Source organism: Clostridium akagii DSM 12554 (genome assembly GCF_000686725.1).
GTDB classification, from domain to species: domain Bacteria; phylum Bacillota; class Clostridia; order Clostridiales; family Clostridiaceae; genus Clostridium_I; species Clostridium_I akagii.
Window position 1 is genome coordinate 138,882 of the sequence record NZ_JMLK01000007.1, and the last position, 25,195, is coordinate 164,076.

The 25,195-nt window shown below is 32.9% G+C and carries 26 protein-coding genes and 2 pseudogenes; 24 read left to right on the forward strand and 4 right to left on the reverse strand.

The genetic code is table 11. The features are described from left to right. Positions 1-3: 3 nt before the first annotated feature. The 4 genes from BR66_RS0102930 to clpA all read left to right on the forward strand — a co-directional run bounded on the left by BR66_RS0102930 (position 4) and on the right by clpA (position 4,734). The gene (locus tag BR66_RS0102930; RefSeq protein WP_026881550.1) at positions 4-996 is read left to right on the forward strand and encodes an ABC transporter ATP-binding protein; all 993 of its coding nucleotides are present in this window, start codon (positions 4-6) and stop codon (positions 994-996) included. A 4-nt stretch (positions 997-1,000) separates the two neighbouring features. After that, positions 1,001-1,951, forward strand: a complete 951-nt coding sequence (locus BR66_RS0102935; RefSeq protein WP_242841097.1) for an oligopeptide/dipeptide ABC transporter ATP-binding protein — start codon at positions 1,001-1,003, stop codon at positions 1,949-1,951. A gap of 204 nt (positions 1,952-2,155) precedes the next feature. Next, a complete protein-coding gene (locus BR66_RS0102940) occupies positions 2,156-2,455 on the forward strand; it encodes an ATP-dependent Clp protease adaptor ClpS (RefSeq protein WP_026881552.1) in 300 nt (99 codons plus the stop codon). A 2-nt stretch (positions 2,456-2,457) separates the two neighbouring features. After that, a complete protein-coding gene (clpA, locus tag BR66_RS0102945; RefSeq protein WP_026881553.1) occupies positions 2,458-4,734 on the forward strand; it encodes an ATP-dependent Clp protease ATP-binding subunit ClpA in 2,277 nt (758 codons plus the stop codon). A gap of 72 nt (positions 4,735-4,806) precedes the next feature. Here the strand turns inward: clpA and BR66_RS0102950 are convergent, their stop codons facing one another. Beyond that, the gene (locus tag BR66_RS0102950) at positions 4,807-5,139 is read right to left on the reverse strand and encodes a hypothetical protein (protein ID WP_026881554.1); all 333 of its coding nucleotides are present in this window, start codon (positions 5,137-5,139) and stop codon (positions 4,807-4,809) included. A gap of 334 nt (positions 5,140-5,473) precedes the next feature. On the opposite strand from BR66_RS0102950, the pseudogene BR66_RS23035 reads away from it, so the two are divergent. The 13 genes and pseudogenes from BR66_RS23035 to BR66_RS0103015 all read left to right on the forward strand — a co-directional run. Further along, a pseudogene (locus tag BR66_RS23035) lies at positions 5,474-6,850 on the forward strand (alpha-amylase family glycosyl hydrolase); the annotation flags it as partial. Positions 6,851-6,923: 73 nt separating this feature from the next. Beyond that, positions 6,924-7,547 carry a TetR/AcrR family transcriptional regulator gene (locus BR66_RS0102960; protein WP_026881555.1) on the forward strand — a complete coding sequence of 208 codons (624 nt, stop codon included), beginning with the start codon at positions 6,924-6,926 and terminating at the stop codon, positions 7,545-7,547. A 108-nt stretch (positions 7,548-7,655) separates the two neighbouring features. Beyond that, positions 7,656-9,047 (forward strand): MFS transporter, encoded by a 1,392-nt coding sequence (locus tag BR66_RS0102965; protein ID WP_242841098.1) that lies wholly within the window; start codon positions 7,656-7,658, stop codon positions 9,045-9,047. 119 nt (positions 9,048-9,166) lie between these two features. Then, positions 9,167-9,307, forward strand: a complete 141-nt coding sequence (locus BR66_RS26100) for a hypothetical protein (protein WP_169738164.1) — start codon at positions 9,167-9,169, stop codon at positions 9,305-9,307. A gap of 96 nt (positions 9,308-9,403) precedes the next feature. Continuing rightward, complete coding sequence (locus tag BR66_RS0102975) at positions 9,404-10,087, forward strand: response regulator transcription factor (protein WP_026881557.1); 684 nt, start codon at positions 9,404-9,406, stop codon at positions 10,085-10,087. Further along, the gene (locus tag BR66_RS0102980) at positions 10,087-11,466 is read left to right on the forward strand and encodes a sensor histidine kinase (RefSeq protein ID WP_026881558.1); all 1,380 of its coding nucleotides are present in this window, start codon (positions 10,087-10,089) and stop codon (positions 11,464-11,466) included. The genes BR66_RS0102975 and BR66_RS0102980 overlap by 1 nt, the downstream gene beginning before the upstream one ends. Positions 11,467-11,705: 239 nt before the next feature. Beyond that, entirely contained in the window at positions 11,706-12,599 is an 894-nt protein-coding gene (locus tag BR66_RS0102985) for a LysR family transcriptional regulator (protein ID WP_026881559.1), read from the forward strand. 121 nt (positions 12,600-12,720) lie between these two features. After that, a complete protein-coding gene (locus tag BR66_RS0102990) occupies positions 12,721-13,305 on the forward strand; it encodes an NAD(P)H-dependent oxidoreductase (protein WP_026881560.1) in 585 nt (194 codons plus the stop codon). A 333-nt stretch (positions 13,306-13,638) separates the two neighbouring features. After that, a complete protein-coding gene (locus BR66_RS0102995; RefSeq protein WP_026881561.1) occupies positions 13,639-14,490 on the forward strand; it encodes a methyl-accepting chemotaxis protein in 852 nt (283 codons plus the stop codon). Positions 14,491-14,717: 227 nt separating this feature from the next. Beyond that, positions 14,718-15,254, forward strand: coding sequence for a flavodoxin family protein (locus BR66_RS0103000; protein ID WP_026881562.1), 537 nt, complete (start codon positions 14,718-14,720; stop codon positions 15,252-15,254). Between the two features lie 37 nt (positions 15,255-15,291). Further along, complete coding sequence (gene dmpI / locus BR66_RS0103005) at positions 15,292-15,477, forward strand: 4-oxalocrotonate tautomerase DmpI (protein WP_026881563.1); 186 nt, start codon at positions 15,292-15,294, stop codon at positions 15,475-15,477. Positions 15,478-15,591: 114 nt separating this feature from the next. Then, positions 15,592-16,146 carry a flavodoxin family protein gene (locus tag BR66_RS0103010; protein ID WP_035795355.1) on the forward strand — a complete coding sequence of 185 codons (555 nt, stop codon included), beginning with the start codon at positions 15,592-15,594 and terminating at the stop codon, positions 16,144-16,146. Positions 16,147-16,192: 46 nt separating this feature from the next. Further along, a complete protein-coding gene (locus tag BR66_RS0103015) occupies positions 16,193-17,146 on the forward strand; it encodes an aldo/keto reductase (RefSeq protein WP_026881565.1) in 954 nt (317 codons plus the stop codon). Between the two features lie 115 nt (positions 17,147-17,261). Here the strand turns inward: BR66_RS0103015 and BR66_RS0103020 are convergent, their stop codons facing one another. The 3 genes from BR66_RS0103020 to BR66_RS24690 all read right to left on the reverse strand — a co-directional run bounded on the left by BR66_RS0103020 (position 17,262) and on the right by BR66_RS24690 (position 18,736). Next, on the reverse strand, positions 17,262-17,675 hold the full coding sequence (locus tag BR66_RS0103020) for a MerR family transcriptional regulator (RefSeq protein ID WP_207641221.1): 414 nt from the start codon (positions 17,673-17,675) through the stop codon (positions 17,262-17,264). Positions 17,676-17,914: 239 nt separating this feature from the next. Further along, positions 17,915-18,235: a 4Fe-4S dicluster domain-containing protein gene (locus tag BR66_RS26770; protein WP_423219377.1), complete on the reverse strand. Its 321-nt coding sequence runs from the start codon at positions 18,233-18,235 to the stop codon at positions 17,915-17,917. A gap of 21 nt (positions 18,236-18,256) precedes the next feature. Then, complete coding sequence (locus tag BR66_RS24690) at positions 18,257-18,736, reverse strand: aldo/keto reductase (protein ID WP_084156300.1); 480 nt, start codon at positions 18,734-18,736, stop codon at positions 18,257-18,259. Between the two features lie 354 nt (positions 18,737-19,090). Between BR66_RS24690 and BR66_RS0103030 the strand changes: the two genes are divergently transcribed. From BR66_RS0103030 to BR66_RS0103055, 7 genes and pseudogenes are all read left to right on the forward strand, one after another. Next, on the forward strand, positions 19,091-19,945 hold the full coding sequence (locus BR66_RS0103030) for a DUF3737 family protein (RefSeq protein WP_026881568.1): 855 nt from the start codon (positions 19,091-19,093) through the stop codon (positions 19,943-19,945). After that, complete coding sequence (locus tag BR66_RS23045) at positions 19,935-21,158, forward strand: MalY/PatB family protein (RefSeq protein WP_051624080.1); 1,224 nt, start codon at positions 19,935-19,937, stop codon at positions 21,156-21,158. The genes BR66_RS0103030 and BR66_RS23045 overlap by 11 nt, the downstream gene beginning before the upstream one ends. After that, positions 21,151-22,302 (forward strand): MFS transporter, encoded by a 1,152-nt coding sequence (locus BR66_RS0103040; protein ID WP_026881569.1) that lies wholly within the window; start codon positions 21,151-21,153, stop codon positions 22,300-22,302. Before BR66_RS23045 ends, BR66_RS0103040 begins: the two co-directional genes overlap by 8 nt. Positions 22,303-22,347: 45 nt before the next feature. Beyond that, a complete protein-coding gene (locus BR66_RS0103045) occupies positions 22,348-22,881 on the forward strand; it encodes a cyclophilin-like fold protein (protein ID WP_242841100.1) in 534 nt (177 codons plus the stop codon). Positions 22,882-23,076: 195 nt separating this feature from the next. Continuing rightward, on the forward strand, positions 23,077-24,243 hold the full coding sequence (locus tag BR66_RS0103050) for an iron-containing alcohol dehydrogenase (protein ID WP_026881571.1): 1,167 nt from the start codon (positions 23,077-23,079) through the stop codon (positions 24,241-24,243). Between the two features lie 95 nt (positions 24,244-24,338). Continuing rightward, positions 24,339-24,533: pseudogene (locus tag BR66_RS26775) on the forward strand (ISNCY family transposase); the annotation flags it as partial. 228 nt (positions 24,534-24,761) lie between these two features. After that, positions 24,762-25,088 (forward strand): sensor histidine kinase, encoded by a 327-nt coding sequence (locus BR66_RS0103055; RefSeq protein WP_278246796.1) that lies wholly within the window; start codon positions 24,762-24,764, stop codon positions 25,086-25,088. Positions 25,089-25,195 lie beyond the last annotated feature (107 nt).

A 25,195-nucleotide genomic window follows, 5' to 3' on the forward strand; every position in this document is an offset into this window, starting at 1 on the left:
ACAATGGCACAAGAATTACTTAGTATAAAAAATCTTTCTATAGGGATAAATGGAATTAATGAATGTAGCGATGTGGTAAACGGAATTTCCTTTGGTATAAAAAATGGTGAAATAATGGGTATTGTAGGAGAGTCAGGTTGTGGAAAGAGTATCACTGCACTATCTATTATGGGACTGCTACCTAAAAATGCAATGATTAGAGAGGGAAGTATTCTATTTAATGGTATTGAGCTAAGTGGCATTAATAAGGAAGAACTAAGAAAAATTCAAGGTAAAGATATATCCATAGTATTTCAAGAACCAATGACATCACTAAATCCACTTATAACTATTGGAAAACAGGTTGGGGAGGTTTTGAAAATTCATTTTAAATTTACAAAATTAGAAAGAAAAACTATGGTTATAGATACATTAAAAAAGGTTGGGCTAAAATCTCCAGAAGAATTGTATGATTATTATCCTCATCAATTGTCAGGTGGTATGAGACAACGGGTTATAATAGCCATGGCAATAATTTGCAGGCCGAAGCTAATTATTGCAGATGAACCTACAACGGCTCTTGATGTAACAGTACAGGATAAAATATTGGACTTATTAAAAGAGATAAATAGAGAATTTAAAACCACAATTTTATTTATATCCCATGATTTATCGGTTATAAATAAATTATGTGATAATGTTGTGGTTATGTATGCTGGGGACATTGTAGAAGAAGGGATTACAAGAAATATATTTAACAATCCAGTACATGAATATACAAAAGGCCTTATAGGTTCAATACCAAGTAAAGAGAAAAAGGGTAAAAGGTTAGTAAATATTAAAGGGAAAGTACCTTCTATAACAATTAAAAAAATTGGCTGTGGATTTGCGCCTCGTTGTGATAATACAACGGACCAATGCTTTTTGGAAAAACCACAAATTATAGAAATAGGATATAAGCATAAAGTAGCATGTTATTCTACTAAAAGGGACAGTGATATAAATAATGTGGGATGACTTAGTGCTAGAAGTGAAAAATTTATGCAAAATTTACTATAATCAAAACTCTTCAATTTTGGGTAAGGGTGAACCTAAAGAGATTTTAAGGGATATTTCTTTTAATATTAAGAAGGGGGAAATCTTTGGATTAGTAGGTGAAAGTGGTTGCGGAAAGTCAACTCTTGGAAGATCAATAGTTGGTTTAAATAAGGACACAGAAGGTCAAATTATTATTAACGGTGAAGAACAAAAACATATAAAAAATTTAAGTGAAAAGGTACAGATTATTTTTCAGGATCCATCCAGTTCATTAAATCCTAGCAAAAAAATAGGATGGATACTTGAGGAACCATTAAAAATTCATAAAATTGGGAATAAACAACAGCGAATAGTTAAAGTAAATGAGATTTTAGAAATTATAGGACTTGATAGTAGTTATAGAGATCGATATCCAAAGGAATTAAGTGGAGGGCAAAGGCAAAGGATAAGTATAGGAAGTGCTCTTATGCTTAGGCCAAATCTTATAGTTGCAGATGAGCCTGTTTCAGCATTAGACGTATCTATACAAGCCCAAATTTTAAACTTATTGCAGGACTTGCATGAAAAATTTAATTTAGCCTATCTTTTTATATCCCACAATTTGGATGTGATTTATTATATGTGTGATAGAGTAGCTGTGATGTATGCTGGTGAAATTGTGGAACTTGCTAAAGTAGAAGAAATTTATAATAATCCATTACACCCTTATACAAAAGCATTGGTGGGTTCAAGTACTCCTTTTATTTACCAAAATGACTTTTTGGTAAATAAAATAAACTCAGAAAATACAGTGACTGATGTTCTAGAAGAGGGTTGCAAGTATTTAAAAAAATGCCCTTATCATAAATCAATATGTAAAACAAATACTGTGGGTATGAAAAATGTTAGTTCCAGTAGTGAAGAAAAACATTTAGTAAGATGCAAAATGTTTTAGTGTAAGATGATTTAATTAGTATTAAGCATTTGGTTGATTCCAAGTGCTATTTTTTATTTATTCTATAATAAGATTCACATAAAAAATATTCAAAACTACCTTTATGATTACAATAGTATATAATATAATGTGTATAGTGATTAATGCATATGAAATATATAATAGGTAAAATAAGTAATGTTATACAATTTAGGAGTTGGGGTTATGTCAGAAAAAACTAGTATAAAAGAAGAACAGAAAATAGAAATAAAAAAACCTAAGATGTATAAGGTTCTTATGCATAATGATGATTACACTACTATGGAATTTGTTATTCAGGCGCTAACTGAAATATTCAAAAAAAGTGCTATTGAGGCTACACAAATAATGTATGATGTTCATAGAAAAGGCGTGGGAGTCGCAGGTATATATACATACGATATTGCAAAAACAAAATCAAATCAGGCAATGGATATGGCAAAGGAAAGCGGCTTTCCCTTTAAATTAAGTATGGAAGAGGAATAATTATGAAAATGGATGATTTATTAAATGAAATAATTACTGCAGCGTATAATGAGGCAAAAGATAAAGGTCATGAGTATCTTACTCCAGAGCACATTCTTTATGCTTCTTTGTTTTTTGACGAAGGAAAGAGATTAATCAAAAATTGTGGTGGAGATATTGAATTACTGAAAAATGATTTGAATAATTTTTTCAAAGAGAATATGGATATTCTACAAAATAGTGAACCGGTGCAGACAGAAGGAATACAAAACATTTTAAGTGAAGCAGCGGAGCATGTTTTATCAGCAGGTAAAGATGATATTAAACTAGGGGATATTATTGTAGCTATTTATGATGAAGAAGATTCCTTTGGAAGTTATTTTATTAAAAAACAAGGAATAAAAAAACTTGATATTTTAAACTACATTACTCATGGTATAAGTCTTGTAGAAGATGATGAAGAAATTGAAATTTATAGTGAAAATCTTGGAAAAGCACACGAAGAAGAGTTCAACGACAACAGAGTAAAAAACAAAGAGGATTTCCTTAGCAAATACACTGAGGATCTAACTGAAAAAGCAAGAAGAGGTAAAATTGATCCGCTTATAGGTAGAGAGGATGTTCTAGAAAAGACTATTCAGATATTATCAAGAAGGTTTAAAAACAATCCTATACACGTTGGTGAGCCTGGGGTAGGTAAGACAGCAATAACAGAAGGTTTAGCACAAATGATAGTGCAAGACAAAGTACCAAAGGCACTTAGGGGAAGTAAGGTATATTATCTTGATATGGGAAGTTTACTTGCAGGGACTAGGTATAGAGGAGATTTTGAAGAAAGAATTAAAAAGGTTTTGAATAGACTAAAAAAACAAGAAAATGTTATTGTTTATATTGATGAAATTCACACTATAATAGGAGCTGGTGCGGTTTCTGGTGGGGCAATGGATGCTTCAAATATTTTAAAACCATTTCTTTTGGATGGAAAGATTAAATTTATAGGGGCAACTACCTATGATGAGTATAAGAAGATTTTTGAGAAGGACAGAGCACTATCTAGGCGATTTCAGAAAATAGAAATATTAGAGCCTTCAGCAAAAGATACCTATGCTATTTTACTGGGACTAAAGGAGAACTATGAAAAGTTTCATCAAGTTAAATATACTGATGAGGCATTAAAAACAGCGGCGGAATTATCTGCAAAGTATATCAACGATAGATTTCTCCCAGATAAGGCCATAGATGTTATGGATGAGGTTGGGGCATATGTTAAACTACATAAAGAAAATGAAGATGATATAGGTATTATTGATGTGAAAGATGTGGAAAAAGTAATTGCATCTATGGCAAAGATTCCAGAGCAAAACGTTTCTACAAATGAAACTGAAAAATTGAAAAAACTTGAAAGCACTATTAAAAAGGATATATATTCACAGGATGAGGCTATAAAAATAGTAGTTAGAGCTATAAAACGTTCAAGGGCAGGTTTTAATGAGGATGGAAAAACTGTGGCAAATCTACTTTTTGTAGGACCCACTGGAGTTGGAAAAACAGAAATCTCAAGAAAACTTGCAGAGAATCTAGGAATACCACTTATAAGGTTTGATATGAGTGAGTATCAGGAAAAACATTCAGTATCAAAACTTATAGGAGCACCACCAGGATACGTAGGATATGAAGAAGGTGGAATTTTAACAGATGCAGTTAGAAAAAGACCTTATTGTGTTTTACTACTAGATGAAATAGAAAAGGCTCATCCAGATATTTTAAATGTTCTGCTTCAACTGATGGATTATGCAACACTTACAGATAATACAGGTAAAAAAGCGGATTTTAGAAATGTGATATTGATAATGACTTCAAATGCAGGAGCTGCAAAGCTTGGGAAATCTGTAATTGGTTTTGGAGAAAGAAAACAGCAAAGTGAGGAAATTAAAAAAGAAGTGGAAAAAACATTTTCACCAGAGTTTAGAAATAGACTTAATGATATTGTTGTATTTAATAATATGGATGAAAATATGGCGCTTCTTATTGCTAAAAAAAGTATAAGAGACTTTGAGGCGAAACTATTAACAAAAAATATAAAATTAGAGGTTACAGATGCTTGTTATAAGTGGATTGCAGAGAAAGGGTACTCTTCTGTTTATGGAGCAAGAGAAATTTTAAGGGTTGTTGAGCAAAACATTAAACCTCATTTTGTGGATGAAGTTTTGTTTGGAAGTCTATCTAACGCTGGAACGGCAACAATTGATATTAAAGATGGAGAAATAGTAATTACTAGTGAAGGCAATATCTCAGAGTAGCAAAAATATACCATTGATGCATGAGAGCAGTATGGCAAGGGATGTTCGGAGGCTTCTGGCCACGAGCATCCCTTACTTTGTAGATTTTTTAGAATATTTAAATTGAATAAACATTCTCATTATGGATTTCGATAGAATTATTAAAGGAAAACATAAAGACCTAAACTCAAAAGGAAATATTTCAGCATAGGATAAAAAAACTAAAGTTAATAATAAACATCCTACTACTAAAGAGCTTATTTTGTAGGATTTAACAAAACCCTTTTTATTTTCAATTTTAGTATTTGTAGTTAAAGCATATGCAAGCATATCAAAATTTGTTTCTGTTCTCGTTATTCCATACACAATAGTGCACAATCCTATTATAAATACTAACAGTGTAAATATATTATTAATAACATTCATAATAATACCACCCCATCTTAGTTTCTAATATTTTAAGCATTTAATAATAGCAGTTGCCTTTTAACTAAACCTTGCTTCAATTTTTACTATAAATATATCCTTATTCAATTATATACAATATTTACCTTAGCAGTCAATGGTGTAAACACCAACCTATTCATGCCGTATATAATAATCAATGATTACGTTTACAACAGCAAATATTAATGATATATTAAACAAGTATACTAATAATGCAAACGTTTGTCTAAATCTACTTGAAACGAAGATATCTGTTTATGAAGTATGCATAAAGTAAATATAATGGATAAAGTTAAAGGGGGTAGTTTTAAAAATGAAAACTAAGGTTAATTTATTATCAAAACAAGTGTTATTGTATTTGCTTATAATAGGGGTACTGCTTTGCCTTGTATTCTTTACTGTTAAAGAATACAAACCTATAAAAAACAAAACTCAAACGGTACATATTAGTAAAAACAGCGTTAAGGCTGGAGTAATATTTCACGCTTTTGATTGGTCATTTAATACTATAAAAAATGAATTACCTAGCATTGCATCAGCGGGATATAAATCTATTCAGGTTTCTCCAGTTCAGGGAACTAAAAGTCCAAGCACCGATGCTTCTACTTGGTGGCTACTTTATCAGCCTACAAATGAATCTCTTGGAAATTCACAGCTTGGAAGTTATGATGATTTTAAATCACTTTGCACCGTAGCAAAGACCTATGGAATATCAATAATTGTAGATGCAGTGATGAATCATATGGCCAATAATGGTAACCCAGATCAGCTTGACTCTTCTGTTGACTCAAGTTTTCAAAATTTAAGTTTATATCATAAGCAAGGACAGTGTAGTAATTGGAATGATCGTCATGACATAACACAAAAGGGTATTGGTATGCCAGATTTAAATACTCAAAGCAAGGTAGTTCAAAGCAAGGCAATCAAATTTCTTAATCAATGCATAGATGCTGGTGCTAGTGGATTTAGATTTGATGCAGCTAAGCACATTGAAACAAATATAGGGCTAGATGCCAATAAGTCTTGGGCAGGTAACTATTGGGATAATGTTCTTGGAAATTTGCATAACAAATCTAAAATATACATATATGGAGAAATACTACAAGATGAAACAGTAGATAATGTTGCAGCATATGAAACATTTATGAATGTTACAGCTAGCAAATATGGGTATAATTTAAGAGATGCAGTTACTTCAAACGACTTAAGCAAGGCTAGCGATATGGATGGACTTAAACCCACTAATTGCGTTGATTATGTTGAAAGCCACGACAATTATGAAGATGGAACAAGCAAAGATTTAACGGATTTGCAAAGAAAGATGGGATGGGCCATTGTTGCTTCACGCTCAGGAGCTACTCCTTTATTTTTTGACCGGCCTACTTCTTCTGTTGGTAGTGAAGGGGATGGACTTTGGAAAGATTCAGATGTGGTAGCTATTAATAAATTTCATAATCTTATGGATGGAAAAAATGAGCACCTAAGATGGACAAACAACAATGAAACCATGCTAATCCAACGTGGAACAGCAGGAGTAGTTATTGTAAATGATGGAACAAGTACAAACCTTAATTTAGTTACGAATTTGGCAAATGGCAATTATACAAATCAAGGCAGTGTAAGCTGTGAACTAACAGTTTCTAACGGAAGAATTAAAGGCGTTATTCCGGAAAACTCAATAATTATTTTAACAAAATAAAAAAATCTTTACATTTTATACCATAAGGTATAAAATGTAAAGAAAAGTGAACGGAGGTTCATAGGTGCAATACTTAAAAGAAGAAGTGAGAGATAAGATTCTTTCAATAGCCTTAGGTGAGTTTAAAAAAAATGGATATTTAGCTGCATCCATGAGAAATATTGCATCAGGTTCAGATATCGCATTAGGCAGTATTTATAGATATTTTACTAATAAACAAGCACTTTTTGAAACATTAATTGATCCAGTTTACAGTAAAATTTTCACCTATCTTTCAAAGATACAGGAACAAATTAATGAATCAGTACTAAGCAATAATTGTGCACCTATGCCATATGTAAATGATATTGTAAATGAATTAGTTGAAATAATCATGGAGTCTGATGCAGAAATTATGATAATATTCAATAAAAGTAAGGGCTCAAAGTACGAGAATGTTAAAGAAGAACTTGTAAATTTAATTAACGATATTAACGTGCAGTCCTATCCTAAAAGTATAGCCCGTGATGAAAACAATAGAACCATGATTTATGTTGTTTCCTATACATTAGTTGAGGGTATTTCGCTTATATTAAAGGAAGATTATGATGTAGATAGGATTAAGTTGCTTATAAATAAATTAATATATATATCTTTTAAAGACTTACATATAAGACTTGATGGGCTTAAAAGTGAAGATAACAATTAAATATTTGCGATAAACTTAATTTATTTTTTTATTTTAATAATGAACAATAGTTCACTATACAAAAGGAGGATTCAAATGTTAGCACTAAAAAAGCCTAGGATGAGGCTTATGTTACTGTCAATTGCAATTGGGTCATTTATGTCAGTTATGGACTCAAATGTTGTCAATGTGGTTCTTCCAGTTATTCAGAATTATTATCATGTAACTTTATCCATAGTGGAGTGGGTTGTCACTGCTTATCTGTTAATAGTAAGCAGTTTACTGCTCACATTTGGTAGAATATCAGATATCTTTGGACATAGAAAAATTTATCTAACAGGATTCATAATTTTTACTATTGGGTCATTTCTATGTGGGCTTTCTATTAGTATTCAGATGCTTATTGGATGTCGCATATTTCAAGCACTTGGAGCAGCAATGATGTTTTCCTGTAATTTTGCCATAATCACAGATTATGTTGCCCCTGAAAGTAGAGGAAGGGCATTCAGTGTTACTGCAATTGCAGTGGCAGTTGGAACTTGCAGCGGGCCGGTAGTTGGAGGAGCACTGGCAAGCTTACTAGGATGGCAAAGTATATTTTTTATGAATATTCCCTTTGGTATTGTGGGCATTTTTCTTGCATCTAAGAGCATACCTATGGATTCAAAAGGAACCCCCGTGTCATTTGATATAAAAGGCAGCATTCTCATTTTTCTAGCACTTTTTATAGTTCTGCTACCTCTTAATCTTGGGGGCAATAAAGGCATAAATTCCATACTATTTGCTACTATGATTGTTGTAAGTCTAATACTCTTCATAGTATTTTTTTTCGTTGAAAGAAGGTCAAAATACCCATTGCTTAATCTGGGATTGTTCCAAAATCGTGTTTTTTCATCAAATGTTGCAGCCGCTACATTCAACTATATGGCACAGTTCATTCTTGCGTTCATAGCTCCGTTTTATCTGGAAAAAGTCAGGATGCTTTCTACCGCAATGACTGGGCTTGTTTATATTCCAATGCCTCTTGCCATCATACTGGTTGCAATTAGCATTGGGAGATTATCTGATAATCATGACAATCGCATAATGGCCTCTTTCGGTATGGGCTTAATGGCTTTTGGTTTGTTACTTCTTTGCTTTTTAAAATCTGATACTCCCTATTGGTATATAATTATTTCTATGATTCTAACTGGAGCTGGTTCGGGAATGTTTCAAATACCCAATAATAGTACTATTATGGGTAATGCACCTAAACTTCAGCGTGGTGAGACATCAGGTATTCTAGGCACTATGCGCAATATTGGCATGGTCATAGGGGTGGCTATTAGCGGTGTGCTTTTTAACCATGTTTCTGCAACAGCCCAAACTACTTATGCAAAGCGTGGTCTGACTGGTTATTCCCTCACAAATCCATCCATTGTCAAGGGAATGGAAGCCACGGTTTCCGCCGCTGTTATTTGCGCATTACTAGCCATGGTATTTTCCCTAATGCAGGGTAAAAATCAAAAACACAAGGTATAAGTATATCCTTGATGATGCCTAATACAATTAGTATGAATAAGTTAGCTATTATGTGAGAGAATAAACTTGTATATGAATATTAAAAAAGATATTTTATCAATATATAAGGTAGGGATATTATGAGCAATAAGCTAAAAGTTACAAAAAAGAAAATGGCTTCATTAGGATTAAAAAAGGAGGAAGGTAGTGACTATGAGTATATAGAACCTTCTGAAAAAAACAAGTCAAAATACAAGCCAGTAAAAAAAGAGCCTAAATGAAGGTTCTTTTTTATTTTAATCTAATTTTAATTTTTTTGAGGATAATATACTATAATAGAGGTAAATACAACGTATCATAAAGAGGTGATTAAGGTTATGGAAGAATTTAAAATACTTATAATAGAAGATGAAAAACAAATGGCAATGTTTATTGAAATGGAGTTAAATCATGAGGGATATAAAACAAGTATTGCCTATGATGGAAATGACGGCCTAAGGAAAATAGAAAATGGTAAATACGATTTGATTATTTTGGATCTTATGCTTCCAGGGCTCGATGGCATTGAAGTTTGCAAAGAGGTAAGAAAATTTTCCAAGGTGCCGATTATAATGCTTACTGCTAAAAGTGATATAAGTTATAAGGTAAAAGGTCTTGATATTGGCGCTAATGATTATATGACAAAACCTTTTGTTATAGAAGAACTTCTAGCAAGGATAAGGGTACTGCAGAGAGATGATGCATCACAATATAAATATGAAGAAATAAAGCTAGGTGATATAGTTATGAATAATAATAGCCATCAAGTATTACGAGGAGGCAAAAAAATCGATCTAACCAAAAAAGAATATGATTTATTAGAAACATTACTTATAAATAAAAATATTGTGCTTACAAGAGAACAGCTCATTGAGAAGATTTGGGGTTATGAGTATGAGGGAGATACTAATGTGGTGGATGTATTTATAAGGTATTTGCGATGTAAAATAGATGATGAATTTGAAAATAAATTAATTACTACCGTTAGGGGTGTAGGTTATGTAATTAAGGGTGATAAATAATGAATATAAAGTTTTTTAAAAAGGCTAAAATTTCTGTTAAATTAACGATAATCTATGCTATTATGTTTTCACTTATATTACTGATACTTAATGCTTCGGTGCTCCTAGGAATAAAAAATTATTTTTATTCCCAAGGAAATAAACAGGTTGGGGATGTTAACAATATATTTATAAATAATGTGGGGAAAACATCTGGGAACATTGATGTATCAGATAAAAAGCTTTTATTAAATATACCTGCAAAAGAAAATTTATTTATAAAGGTAACACAAAATAATGGAAAAATTCTTAATGTTTCAGATAGATTTCACTATAAAATAGCGAACAAAGAGCCATATAATATAATACAACATCTAGAGGAACAAGATAGGCATTTATTATACGAAAACATAAAAATTAAGAGTAATAAATATGGTACTGTAAATTTACAAATAGTTAAAGATATGGATAGAGAATATGATTTTATGAAGATTTTGTTTGCTCTAATGGCAACAGCCGATTTTATAGGTATTATTCTTTCAATTTTCATAGGATATTTTATGAGTAAAAGGATGTTAAAACCTATTGATAATATTACTAAAATAGCTGAAAATATTAGCATTAATAATCTTAAAGAAAGAATAGATATAAAAGGACCTGAGGATGAACTAAAAAGACTTGGCAGCACTTTTAATACTATGATAAACAGGCTTCAAGATTCTTTTGACAGGCAGGCTGAGTTTGTATCAGATGCTTCCCATGAACTTAGAACACCCATTGCTGTTATTAAAGGATATGCCAATTTACTAGACAGATGGGGCAAGGACGACAGGGAGGCTTTAGAAAAATCAATTTATGCAATTAAGTTTGAAGCTTCTAATATGGCTGACATGGTGGAGCAGCTACCTTTTCTTGCTAAGGGAGATAGCGGTGCTTACAAAATGGAAAAATCTAATTTCATGCTTAATGAATTAATTGATCAGGTTCTTGATGAAAGCAGTCTCATTGCTAAAAATAAGGTTATAAGTAGCGATCAAAATGATATAACAAAAATTTTTGCAGATTATAATACAATAAAACAAATGCTAAGAATTTTTATTGAGAACAGTATTAAATTTACTCCAGAGCAGGGGAAAATAGTTATAAATTCTGTAGTACACAATAAATCTGTAGAGATAATGATAAGTGATACTGGTATTGGAATACCCAAAGAAGAAATAGAAAATGTTTTTGATAGATTTTACACTGTAGATAAATCTAGAGCAAAGGAAAAAACTGGTACGGGCCTTGGACTGTCCATTGCAAAGCGCATTGCGGATCTACATGGTGGAACTATAAAACTTACCAGTGAAGAGGGAAAGGGAACTAAGGTAAGTGTTAAATTAAATCTCAGTGTTTAGAGGATCATCAATTTAAAATTTGTATACTCATGATGATTTTGTTACAATTGAGTTGTTAAACATTTATGTTTATCTCATTAGTTATGTTTTGCCTAGTAACTTAATTATAACAGGATATTTTATAGGTGTTTTTCTTTTTTCCATCGTTGCAAAATCATTCAACGCAGTTCATTTCCAGTGTAGATTGCTGGAAATGAACAATACAACTCTAACAGACAGAGTAAAGGAGGAAACTCAAATTGGAAATACGAGTTTTACGATATTTTGTTGCGGTAGTGGAGGAAGGTAACATTTCCAATGCTGCAAAAATTCTTAATATAACACAGCCTACACTAAGCCGTCAGATAAAAAATCTAGAAGATGAATTGGGAGTAGAGTTGTTTGCAAGGGGGAATAAACAGATTACCCTTACTGAAGATGGAGTGTTACTTCATCAACGGGCTATGGAGATTATAGAGTTGGCCGATAAAACTGCTAGTGAATTCCAGGGGCAAAAAGAGAATGTTAGTGGTACTATTTCAATTGGTACTGTAGAATCTAATGGGGTACCATATATAATGGATATTTTGAAAGAATTTTCAGATGAATATCCGAAAGTTCAATTTTGTATATACAGTGGTTATGTTGATGATATTAAGGATAAAATTGATAAAGGACTGGTTGATATTGGACTATTAGTAGAACCAGTTGAAATATCAAAGTATGATTCCATAAAGCTTCCTTACGAGGATAGATGGGGAGTTATTGCTCCTAAAGATCATGAAATTGCTAGAAATAAGGTTGTAACAATTGAAGATATTGTTAAATATCCACTGATTATTCCAAGAAGAGCTATGATTGGTGGAGAGATAAAAAGCTGGCTAGATCCTTATGTTGGGAAAACGAGAGTAGTTGCAGCTTATAATTTGTTAGCTAATGCTACCTATCTTGTATCAAATGGAACTGGTATTGCAATAGCCTTGGATGGAGCCATGGGGGTAAATGAAAATAAAGAAAATGTATTTATATTATTAGAGCCCAGAAGAAGTGTAGGCAGTGTGCTTGTATGGAGGAAAAACCATATTTTTACAACAGCTTTAACTTTATTGTCAAAAATGATTAGACAAAGGTATTGTTTTGATGAAATACTCTAACATATGCCTTTAAAGTATAGAGATACGTAGAATATAGGCATTAGACATTGTGTAGAACCTTGAGTAAAATATACTCAAGGTTCTTTTGCATTAAGATAAAACAAAAATGGAGGAATTAAATATGAATAATTTAGTAATTTATGCACATCCAAATCCAAAGAGTTTTGGAATGGGAATAGTTAATACTGTAGTTAAAGCGTCTAAAGAGAAAGGAGCTAATGTTAGAGTTAGAGACCTGTATGAAATAGGATTTGATCCAATACTTAAACCATCGGATTTTGTAGATCTTCAAAATGGAATAGTAGCAGAAGATATTGCAGTAGAACAGGAGAATATTAAATGGGCAGATGTTATTACATTTGTTTATCCAGTTTGGTGGGCATCATTTCCTGCTATTTTAAGAGGATATGTAGATAGAGTATTTTCTAATGGGTTTGCATTTAAAAATGAAAGGGGAACTCCCGTGGGGTTATTAAAAGGCAAGAAGGGATTGTTATTTTGCACTACGGGCACTCCGAGTGAATTTTATTCTGCAAGTGGGATGCATAATTCAATGATACAGACTTCAGATGAAGCTGTATTTAATTTCACAGGTATAGAACAAGTAAAACATGTTTTTTTTGGTTCGGTACCTTCTGCTACTGATGAAATACGTAATGATTATCTGGAAGAAGTGAAAAAAATAGTAAAAGATACCTTGAAATAAACAAAGATATCACCTGATTATATTAGTAATGTTTCAGTGGCAAATGTGATGAAGAGAATTAAAATTGTTTATGCTGCTACTAACTTTTATTGAATAAGCATAACAATAACAATGAAACCATATTTGGATATAAAAATATGGCTCCATTGTAAATATGCGGGCAACTTCATAAATGTTATTCCACATGTTTAATATGAGAAAGGGAATAGTAGATCAATACGAGTTGGTTAGAAATTCATAAAATTATAAAAAATACCTATCTACGCATAGTCACGGGAGAAATTAACATAGTGTATATAAAAAATAATACTACTTGATAGGAGAAATTATTGTATGCTTTCAAATGAAAAAAGTGAATCTGAGATTGTTTTAGATTTCCTAGTAAAATTAGCACCTACACTCCAAAAGTTAATACCTTTAGATTGCATTATTGGCATAGCTGATACAGAAAAGTTTCTTTGCAGTATCCCAGGAGAAAAGATAAGATTACCAATAAATACGATTGGAACTGCTATTTCAGAAGAAGTTCCAATAGGTAAAGCTATTAGGTCTGGAAAACCTGAAAAAATGATAGCGCCTAAAGAAGCGTTAGGAATTAGTTTTCAAGCGACAGCCATTCCTATATTTGATAATCAAGGAATGGTAATTGGAGGAATCGGATTAGGTATTGGGTTGGAGAATCGAGAAATTTTAATTAATAATGCAAATTTAGTAGAAACATCATCAAAACAAACGTTAGCTACTATAGAAGAACTTTCTGCGTCAGCATTACAGTTATCAACACAACAATCATATCTCCAAAACTTAGCGAAAGAGGTAACTGAGCAAATAAGGGAAACAGAAAAAATAATTGAACTAATAAGAGGAATAGCACACACTTCAAATATACTTGGTCTAAATGCATCTATTGAATCAGCTAGAGCCGGAGAATATGGTAAAGGCTTTTCAGTAGTGGCAACAGAAATTCGGAAAATGGCCGAGAATAGTTCAAGCGCAGTAAAAGATGTTGAAAATATTTTAAATAAAATTAAAGAAAAGATAAAAGTAATTGATGAAAAGATTGATGAAACCTCATCTATAGGAAGGCAACAGGTGGCTGCTACTAAAGAAATAACAAGCACTATGGAAAAATTAGCAGAATCAGCAACTAACCTCAAACTAGCTTCTAGTATCGTAGTTGGATAAGTGTTGTAATACTAATGAGACAATTTTGAATTAGAATAACACATGCTTTTCAGGCATAATTACATATAGAATATAGGTATTAGACATTACGAAAGATCTTGAGTAAAATATACTCAAGGCTCTTTTTTACAGCAATCAAACCGATTTATCAGTCATCGTGTTCCTAAAATGTCAAAACAAAAAAATATAAATTATATGCGTCGGAGAAGACGAAAAAGGAGAAATAAATGAAAGTAGTAGTAATAACAGGAAGTGCACATAAAAAAGGAACATCTGCATTACTTGCAGATAAATTTATGGAAGGAGCAACAGAAGTAGGACATGAAGTATTCCGTTTTGATGCAGCTTTTGAAGAAGTAAAACCATGTTTATCATGTGATTATTGTTCAGCACATGATTCAAATTGCGTGCATAAAGATTCTATGGAAAAATTAAATGGTGAATTAGCTACGGCAGATATGGTAGTATTTGCAACACCAATATATTACTATACAATGTCAGCGCAGATTAAAGCAGTTATTGATCGTTTCCATGCAAAGAATGCAATATTTTTAGGAAATAAAAAAGCAATTATGATGGCGACTGCCTACGGAGATGCAGATTGGACAATGGATGGTCTTGATAAAACATTTGAATTAATGTTAGGCTTTCTTAATTGGAAAAACGCTGGAACTTTATATGCAACAGGATGTCCTGCAAGAGAAGTAATAGAGCAGACGGATTTCCCAAAGAAAGCATACGAAATGGGTAAAAATATTAAATAAATTTAATAAAAATAATAAAAATAAAAGGAGAATTTATATGCCAGTAATAACGTTAGAAGCAGCAAAATTAAACAAAGATCAAAAAAAACAGTTGGTAAATGAGTTTACAGTAACAGCTTCAAAGATTATGAATATACCAGAACAAGCAATATTCATTTTCTTGAAGGAAAATTCATTGGAAAATATTGGAGTAGGCGGACAGCTTTTATCCGATAGAAAATAAATAAATAAATTATGTTGTCAGTATGAAGAAAATTTAAACTGCCAGTATTTTATATTTTTATAAGTGTTTTATCTAATGAGCTCGTTAGAGAGAAATATAGTAAGGAGTAACAATATGAGACATATACTAATAGTTTCATCAAGTCCACGAGTAGGTGGCAATTCTGATTTACTTTGCGATGAACTAGCAAAGGGTATAGTAAGTAATGGAAACACATATGAAAAAATGAATTTGGCAAAGATGAATATAAAACCTTGTCTTGCTTGTAATATATGCCAAGGTAATGGGGGAAACTGCATTCAAAAAGATGATATGAGTAAAATTATTGAAGCTTATAAGCGTGTTGATGCAGTTGTATTTGCGACTCCATTATATTTCTTTAATATAAATGCACAGTTAAAAATTATTATGGATAGAACTTACTGTGAATATCAGTATGAAAATGAATATGTAAAATTTAGTTTTCATAAGGCAGCATTTATTTCTACTTGTGGAAGACCGAGTGAAGTTTCTTTTGACACTGCTATACGTGGATACAAAGAGTATATTAAGTGTCTACATGATGTTACTGATGTTGGAATGGTATTGGCAACAAGTGTTTTGAATAAAGGTGATGTAGTAGAAAGTAAATTTATGAAAGAAGCATATGAATTAGGTAAAAAATTGTAATAACATAATTAATTTTAATAATTAAAATTATAGGAGGAACAATCATATGGAAAATAATAATAAAATACCACGTATAGCATTAGGTACTTGGTCTTGGGGCGTAGGTTTTGCAGGGGGAGATCAGGTTTTTGGAAATAATCTTGGAGAGGAAGAACTGAAACTAGTTTTTGAAACAGCAATGAAAAATGGACTCAACCTTTGGGACACAGCTGTTGTTTATGGTATGGGGGCTTCTGAAAAAATTTTGGGAGCGTTTGCTAAAACTTATCCCCGTGAGAGTTTGATTTTATCAACAAAATTCACACCTCAAATAGCGGGTGATTCTGCCGACCCTGTAGCAGATATGTGTGCTGCCAGTTTGGAACGTTTGGGTACAGATTATATCGATATCTACTGGATTCACAATCCGGGTGATGTGGACAAATGGACAAAATATTTGATTCAACTTGTGAAAAGTGGGAAGGTAAAGCATGTTGGTGTTTCTAATCATAATTTAGAGGAGATCAAGCGTGCGGAAAGTATTCTGGCTAAGGAGGGCGTACATATTTCTGCAATCCAGAACCACTACAGTCTTCTTTATCGTTCCTCAGAGGAAGGTGGAATTCTTGATTACTGCAAGGAAAACAACATAACATTTTTTGCTTATATGGTATTAGAGCAGGGAGCATTAAGTGGTAAATATGATACTAAACATCCACTTCCAGAAGGCAGCCAGCGTGCTATGACATATAATCCTGTATTACCGGAGATTGAAGCACTAATTGATACTATGAAAAATGTTGGTAAGAAGTACAATGCTTCTGTGTCACAGATTGCAATGGCATGGGCTATTGCTAAGGGCACGACACCTATAATCGGTGTAACTAAGCCATCACACGTTGAAGATGCAGCAAAGGTTACTGAGATTATTCTTACAGCAGAAGAAATAGGAGAATTAGAAAGTATGGCGTCAAAAACAGGTGTAGATACGAGAGGTTCATGGGAACATCCTATGGTATAATTTGATTCCTCTCATGGAGTGAGAGAATTATCACTGGGCTCAACAATATTAAATGAAAATAAATAGAGCCACTTGTATTTCATATAAATAGTTATGAAATACAAGTGGTTTTCTGTCATGAAGAAATGCAATCCCCTAATTTTTTGTTTTTATGAATATCTTCTGTCCCAGCGGCCAATGAAGTCTTGTAATACCAGCATTTATGGTCTATGATCTCCATTGTTTTTTTCAGTTCTTTCATCTTTGCTTCTACAACATCTTTTCGTTCCATGAACATGTCATATCTCTGCTGCAAGGTGGAATCTCCATCCGAACACCAATCAATGAAATTTTTGATATACTTGATGGGCATTCCGGTAGATTTTAAACATTCAACTATTTTTAATGTTTCTAAATCGGAATTCTTAAATAATCGAGTTCCGTTTGGGGTACGTTCTATAAAAGGAATCAAGCCCTCTTTGTCATAGTATCTAAGAGTATATGCTGTAATATTCATCTTTTTTGCAACTTCGCCAATAGAATATGTCATAATTCACCTCCTTACCTAATGGTATAGACTTCGAGTTAAGTCTATACTGTAAGAAAATCTTATCACGGTATTGGCTAAATGTCAAAGTGAACTTAGCCAAGTAACACCCATGTTTTACCGGGTGCAAAATGTATAAGTTTACGCTCTTTTAATATTGTTTTAATTTGTTGTTTTCAGGTTTGAAATAATCGTTGTATGAGATTCAGTTTATTTTATAACAATAATTTCATATTCCTTAATCACGCCTGTTTTAAAAAATATTGGTTGATTTCATGCATTCTTGAAACCTGTTTTACATGGAAGGGACAGTGTGATTCACAATGTCCGCAGGACATACATGCATCTGCTTGTATGTTCAGTTTGTGGTAATGACCTTTAGCCATTTCGTCACCAGCTAGAGCTAGATCATAATATTTGTTGATCATACCAACGTCGATACACATTGGGCAAGGTTGGCAGTGATTGCAGTAAACGCAGTTTCCTTTAGCATTCTGTGCTGTGAAGCTACCGATGACGGAGTAATCCCGTTCTTCTGGTGTAGCATCAAGTAAACCGAGAATATCTTGTAGGTCTTTACGGTTTCAGATACCAGGAAGGCAGGTAAGTACGCCAGGTCTGTCCAGAGCATACTGTATGCACTGATATCTGGTAAGTTCACGTTTGAATGGTGAAGTTTTAGGGTTGAGCAATTGACCACCACCGAAAGCCTTCATCACAGAGATTCCTATACCATCTTTTTCGCAGTCACGGAATAGAGATGCACGTTCCTCAGAATAACATGCTTCACCACTTTCAAAAGAAAAATCATAAGCAGGGTTGATGCTGAACATAAACATATCCATCAAATTGGTTTCCAGAAGGCGTCTAGCCATACTTGGTGAATGAGATGAAAATCCAAGATGTCGAATTACACCTGCACTTTTTAAATGTTTCATATAGTCCCAAAGACCAGAGGATATCACGTCATTATAATCACTCATTTCATCAATGCAGTGAATATAGCCCATGTCTGAATAATCAGTTTCATACAGTTTTAGTTGGATCTCAAAAGTATGTTTGATAGTATTAAGATTACGAGTCCAGCCGTATTTTCCTGTATTTCATATAATTGTCCTCCAATATAATAAACTCACTGTATACTGTTTATTATAAAACATAGAGTTAACTGTAGGTCAATAGTTTTTTTGATTTTTTGAAATAAGGTATTGACTTACAGTTGACTCTAGCCCTTATGATAAAGTTGTAAGCAGAGTTAATTATGATTAATAAGTACTCAGTGGAGAAAATGGGTGCTTTATGAATCATACGACTAAACAGGTCACAAAAAATGGAGATTACAGTTTCTATAATGATTTACCATGAGAACTACTTCAAAAAATTAAAATAAAATTATTTAATAGAAAGAAGGATACATTATGAAAATAGTAAAGCAGCAGTTGCTAACAGGTGAAAGAGCATTGTTTAAAAGTCAGGATTTGAAAATTTCATATTCTACATTTGCAGATGGGGAGTCACCATTGAAAGAAAGCCATGATATTGAAATAGACCACAGTATGTTTAAGTGGAAATATCCATTGTGGTACTGTAAAAATATTGTGGTAGAGGACAGTACTTTGTTTGATATGGCACGCTCAGGAATATGGTATACAGAAAATATTACCATATCGAATAGCACCATTCAAGCACCAAAAACATTCAGGCGTGGAAAAAATATTACATTAGATCATGTTACGATGCCAAATGCTGGTGAGACTTTATGGAATTGTGACCAGATTTCCTTAAAAAATGTAACAGCAAAGGGAGACTACTTTGCTTTGAATAGTACTAATATTGTGATTGATGGTTTTGATCTTGTAGGTAATTATTCATTTGATGGAGGGAAAAACATTGAAATACATAATGCGAAAATATTGTCAAAGGATGCGTTTTGGAACTGCGAAAATGTAAATGTTTATGATTCGTTTGTTTTCGGAGAATATCTTGGATGGAACTCTAAAAATCTAACTTTTGTAAACTGTACAATTGAGAGTCTGCAGGGAATGTGTTATATTGACAATCTTGTGATGAAAAATTGTACTTTGATGAACACTACATTGGCCTTTGAGTATTCAACTATAGATGTTCAGATTGACAGTTTAATTGACAGTGTCATAAATCCTATCAGTGGTATAATCCGTGCAAAGAAGATTGGGGAAGTTATTATGGATAAAACAAAAATAAACCCAAATAAGACACAAATTATCACGGAGGAAATGAAGGATGCAATATGATTTTTCAAATTTAAATGACAGACGTCACACCAATTCCTTAAAATGGGATGTAAGCGAGGGTGAACTGCCTATGTGGGTGGCGGACATGGACTTTAAGACTGCACCAGAAATCATTGAGGCACTTCAAGAAAAAGTAGGAAAAGGTATATTTGGATATACGATCGTACCAGATGAATGGTACGAAGCAATCAGCGGTTGGTGGCAAAGACGTCACAAGTTTAAAATAGAAAGGGAATGGCTGATTTTTTGTACGGGTGTGGTTCCTGCTATCTCTAGTGCGGTGAGGAAGATGACAACAGTAGGAGAAAATGTGTTGGTGCAAACACCTGTTTACAATATTTTTTTTAACTCTATTGTGAACAATGGAAGAAATATTGTGGAAAATAAACTATTGTATGACGGAAAAGAATACAATATAGATTTTGTGGATTTGGAGAAAAAGCTGGCTAATCCACAGACAACTATGATGGTAATCTGTAATCCGCATAACCCTGTAGGAAAGATATGGGACAAGGAAACACTGGAAAGAATAGGAGAACTATGCTGGCAATATCATGTACTTGCCCTTTCTGATGAAATTCATTGTGACCTTACAAATATGAATTACAATTATATTCCATTTGCCTCAGTTTCTGAAAAATGTGCTAAAAACAGCATTACCTGCATTGCTCCAACAAAAGCTTTTAATATTGCAGGGTTGCAGACAGCTGCAGTAATGATTCCAAATGAAGTTATTAGGCACAAAATGAATCGAGGATTGAATACTGACGAGGTTGCTGAACCTAATGCATTTGCTATTGAAGCGGCAATTGTCGCGTTTACTTTCGGAGAAGCATGGCTAAATCAATTGCGGCTTTATTTGGAAGAAAATAAAACGATAGTAAGGGCATTTATAAATTCACAATTGCCGGAATTATATATAGTGCAGTCCCATGCAACTTATTTGCTATGGATAGACTGTAGCCGTGTTATACAAGATACCACATGTTTGTGCCAGTTTATACGCAGGGAAACCGGCCTTTACCTTTCTGAAGGTGGAGTATATGGAGAAAACGGAAAGAGTTTTATTAGAATGAATCTAGCATGCCCAAAGGAGCGCTTGCTAGATGGATTACAGCGTCTAAACAATGGTATTGGGTTATATGAAAAATCAAAAAAAATTAGGGCTCTTGGAAGTAAGATAAAAGAAAGGAAGGTACATTTTTGTGACTAAACGAAACAATGTATATATATTTATACTAACTTTTGGGGTTTTCGCTATCATAAACACTGAAATGGGCGTTGTTGGGATACTTCCTTTGATTGCTAAAAGTTTTCATATCAGTGTATCTCAATCAGGGCTGCTCGTTAGTCTCTTTGCATTAGGTGTCGCTATAGCTGGGCCAACAATGCCACTATTATTCTCTGGTATAAATCGAAAAAAGGTAATGTTACTTGTACTAAGTGTTTTTATTTTGGGTAATATTATCTCAGCATTCACAACAAATTTTATAGTTCTATTAATTGCTCGTGTGATTCCGGCTTTTTTTCAGCCAATTTATTGCTCATTGGCTTTTACAGTAGCGGCTGCTTCTGCTGATAGTAGGGAAGAAGCTACAAAGGCTGTTTCTAAGGTAATTATGGGGGTATCTGCTGGAATGGTACTTGGTGTACCGATTACTAGTTTTATTGCAAGTGTAACCTCTTTAAGAGTAGCAATGTTGTTTTTTGCTTTGGTAAATATTATAGCGCTTATTGCTACACTTATATTTGTACCATCTATGCCTGTTAATTCAAGACTTTCTTATGGAGCACAAATAAGTGTGTTAAAAAAATCAATTACCTGGCTTTCAATCGCAGCTGTTATTTTATTAAATGGAGCAGTATTCGGGGTTTATAGTTATCTTTCTGAATATCTTGGGACTGTTACAAATATTTCTTATAAAATAATCAGTTTAATACTCCTAATATATGGGGTTGCGAATATTGTTGGAAACATTATTGCAGGAAAGCTACTTGTTAAAGATGCTAGAAAATTTGTTGCTTTTTTCCCTTTTGCATTAGGAGTAGTTTACATCATATTATTCTTAATGGGACAATTCACTGTACCCATGGTCTTAATAACTTTGTTTTGGGGAATATTAGCTGGTGCAGGGGCTAATATTAATCAATATTGGATTGCATCTGCAGCTCCGGAGGCTCCTGATTTTGCTAATGGATTATTTTTAACATCGGCTAACTTAGGAACAACAATTGGTACAACTATATGTGGATTATTTATATCAGGAATAGGTACAAAATACGTAGTATTAGGCGGATTGCCGTTTATAATATTGAGTTTGATATTTATTTTACTAAGAAATAATAAAAGTAAATGATTATAAATTTTAATATAGGAGAAATTTATTATGAGAAAAATAATTGTGTTGTTATTTACGCTAATAATGGGCATATCTCTTTCTGCCTGTGGAAACAAGAATGATTTCTCTAGCAATACTCCTTCGCTACAATCCGGCAAAACAGACAAGAACAGTAAAAATGTGCAAAAAAGCACAGTGCCTAAGAAAACATCTTCAACAATGGAGAGTGTTTCTGCTCAGGGTGCCAGAGTTAAGCTGACATTTGATGGTAAAGAAGTTATGGTGAAAATGTATGACAATCCCAGCAGCCGAGATTTGTTGGCGCAGCTTCCGTTAACATTAAACTTTAAAGACTATGCAGGTGTAGAGAAAATTGCATATCCTTCAAAGCCAATAACAACAAAAGATGCAGCGTCTGGTGCTGATCCTAAGCTAGGTGATTTAGCGCTATACTCGCCTTGGGGGAATCTTGTAATTTACTACGGAGACAGCGATTATGCCGACGGATTGATTATACTGGGTCACATTGAATCTGGTATAGAACAAGTAGGTGTTATGAACAAAGATTTTACCGTTAAAATTGAAAGAATGGATTGATAGAAAACACAGCTCAATATTTTTTTAATTTTTTGAAATAAGGTATTGACATATAGTTGACTCTAACCTTTATGATAGAGCTGTTAGTAGAGTTAAGTATCATTAACAAGTATTAAGTTAAGAAAAGTGTGCTTAATCAAATGAACATATAATAACCAAATCAAAATAAAATGATAATATAAGGAGGAATAAACAATGTTAGGAAATTTTAGTTATTGTAACCCAACTAAATTATATTTTGGAGAGGATGCCATGAGCAATCTTTCAGAGGAATTAAAGAATTATGGCAACAAAATTCTTCTCGTATATGGAGGAGGATCCATTAAGAAAAATGGAATATACAATAATGTAATTACAATTTTAAATGAGTGTGGAAAACAAGTGACAGAGCTTTCAGGTATTATGTCAAATCCTAAACTAGAAAAGTTATATGAGGGAATTTCGCTGGCTCGTGAAAAAAACATTGATTTTATATTAGCAGTTGGTGGAGGTTCAGTTGTTGACTATTCAAAGGCATTATCCGCATCTGTTCACTGCATAGAAGATCCATGGGAGAAATTTTATCTTAGAATGGAAGATCCTGATAATGAGGCTGTTCCTATAGGAGTAATTCTTACGATGGTAGGAACAGGAAGTGAGATGAATGGTGGTGCAGTTATTACCAATACAAAAGATAAGTTAAAGATTGGTAAGGTATTTAATGAGAAGGTATTTCCTAAATTTTCTATAATGAATCCAAAGGTTACCTATACTCTTCCAAGATACCAAATGGTAGCAGGCTTTTTCGATATTATGTCACATATTTTAGAACAGTATTTTTCAAATACAGATGATAATACTTCTGATTATGTAATGGAAGGATTGCTTAAATCATTAATTCACAGTTCACTGATTGCTGTAGAAAATCCAGAGGACTATGAGGCAAGAAGTAACATTATGTGGATTGGTACATGGGCATTGAATACCTTTGTAGCAAAGGGAAAAGCAACAGACTGGATGGTACACATGATAGGACAGCAAGTAGGTGCCTATACAAATGCAACTCATGGCATGACTTTGTCAGCAGTATCTATGCCATATTACAGATTTATCATGCAGGATGGACTTGGTAAATTCAAGAGATATGCAATCAATGTATGGAACGTAAATCCAGATGGTAAAACTGATGAGCAGGTTGCAAATGAAGGTCTTCATGCAATGGAAGAGTATATGAATAAATTAGAACTTGTAATGAAAATCAGTGAGATAGGTGTAAAAAAAGATATGATTGCTGATTTAGCTAAATCAATCTATATTCTTTCTGGTGGCTATCGTGTGCTAACCGCAGAGGAAATCGAGACGATATTAAAACAATGTATGTAAAGAAGGTTGATTATAAATAGTTTATGTTCCCTCAAATTTTAGATTTGAGGGAATTTTTGCGTTAGGAGTAGAAGTTATCTCCTTTTGCAGGAATTCACCCTGTGTATTATCATTAAGGTACCTGGGGTATAGTAATAAAGGTGTTTAACAATGAGCTATATTTTTGTGTAAATGAAAAAGTTTATGCTCTTGAATTGCGTTCAGCACATGTTACTTCATCAAAGAGCTTTGATCTTGCGATGATTCTCAAAGTTCCTAAAGAGCGCTACATACCACATATGAATCACCCATGAAGGAAAGCATCATTCTTTCAATTTTCATAGGATATTTCATGAGAAAAGGATGCTAAAACATATTGATAACATTACTAAAATAGCTGAAAATATTAGCATTAATAATCTTAAGGAAAAAATAGATATAATCAGCCTGTTGTTGATGAAAGCAGTCTCATTGCTAAAAACAAGGTTATAAGTAGCGAGCAAAATGATGTAGCAAAAAATTTTGCGGATTATAATACAATAAAACAAATGCTAAGAATTTCTATTGAGAATAGTATTAAATTTACTCCAGAGCAGGGGAAAATAGTTATAAATTCTGTAGTACAAAATAAATCTGTAGAGATAATGATAAGTGATACTGGTATTGGAATACCAAAAGAAGAAATAGAAAATGTTTTTGATAGATTTTACACTGTAGATAAATCTGTAGCAAAGGAAAAAACTGGTACGGGACTGGGACTGTCCATTGCAAAGCAAATTTCGGATCTACATGGTGGAAATATAGAACTTACCAGTGAAGACGGAAATGGAACTAAGGTAAGTGTTAAATTAAATCTCATTTCATAAATAAAGTGACGATAATCTAAGAGCTAGAGAGATATAAACAGTATTCACATTTGGATATGGACTAAGTTATACAAGATTTGAATATAGCAGTCATGAAGTTGATAGGA

Bases quoted from the DNA above. Each gene is read 5' to 3' on its own strand.
- clpA (WP_026881553.1), top strand. From the start codon at position 2,458: ATGAAAATGGATGATTTATTAAATGAAATAATTACTGCAGCGTATAAT.
- BR66_RS0103030 (WP_026881568.1), top strand. From the start codon at position 19,091: ATGAAAATAGTAAAGCAGCAGTTGCTAACAGGTGAAAGAGCATTGTTT.
- BR66_RS0103000 (WP_026881562.1), top strand. From the start codon at position 14,718: ATGAAAGTAGTAGTAATAACAGGAAGTGCACATAAAAAAGGAACATCT.
- BR66_RS23045 (WP_051624080.1), top strand. From the start codon at position 19,935: ATGCAATATGATTTTTCAAATTTAAATGACAGACGTCACACCAATTCC.
- BR66_RS0102930 (WP_026881550.1), top strand. From the start codon at position 4: ATGGCACAAGAATTACTTAGTATAAAAAATCTTTCTATAGGGATAAAT.
- BR66_RS0102965 (WP_242841098.1), top strand. From the start codon at position 7,656: ATGTTACTGTCAATTGCAATTGGGTCATTTATGTCAGTTATGGACTCA.
- BR66_RS0102950 (WP_026881554.1), bottom strand. From the start codon at position 5,139: ATGAATGTTATTAATAATATATTTACACTGTTAGTATTTATAATAGGA.
- BR66_RS0103010 (WP_035795355.1), top strand. From the start codon at position 15,592: ATGAGACATATACTAATAGTTTCATCAAGTCCACGAGTAGGTGGCAAT.
- BR66_RS0102990 (WP_026881560.1), top strand. From the start codon at position 12,721: ATGAATAATTTAGTAATTTATGCACATCCAAATCCAAAGAGTTTTGGA.
- dmpI (WP_026881563.1), top strand. From the start codon at position 15,292: ATGCCAGTAATAACGTTAGAAGCAGCAAAATTAAACAAAGATCAAAAA.
- BR66_RS0102980 (WP_026881558.1), top strand. From the start codon at position 10,087: ATGAATATAAAGTTTTTTAAAAAGGCTAAAATTTCTGTTAAATTAACG.
- BR66_RS0103020 (WP_207641221.1), bottom strand. From the start codon at position 17,675: ATGACATATTCTATTGGCGAAGTTGCAAAAAAGATGAATATTACAGCA.
- BR66_RS0102975 (WP_026881557.1), top strand. From the start codon at position 9,404: ATGGAAGAATTTAAAATACTTATAATAGAAGATGAAAAACAAATGGCA.
- BR66_RS26100 (WP_169738164.1), top strand. From the start codon at position 9,167: ATGAGCAATAAGCTAAAAGTTACAAAAAAGAAAATGGCTTCATTAGGA.
- BR66_RS0102940 (WP_026881552.1), top strand. From the start codon at position 2,156: ATGTCAGAAAAAACTAGTATAAAAGAAGAACAGAAAATAGAAATAAAA.
- BR66_RS0103050 (WP_026881571.1), top strand. From the start codon at position 23,077: ATGTTAGGAAATTTTAGTTATTGTAACCCAACTAAATTATATTTTGGA.
- BR66_RS0103015 (WP_026881565.1), top strand. From the start codon at position 16,193: ATGGAAAATAATAATAAAATACCACGTATAGCATTAGGTACTTGGTCT.
- BR66_RS0102995 (WP_026881561.1), top strand. From the start codon at position 13,639: ATGCTTTCAAATGAAAAAAGTGAATCTGAGATTGTTTTAGATTTCCTA.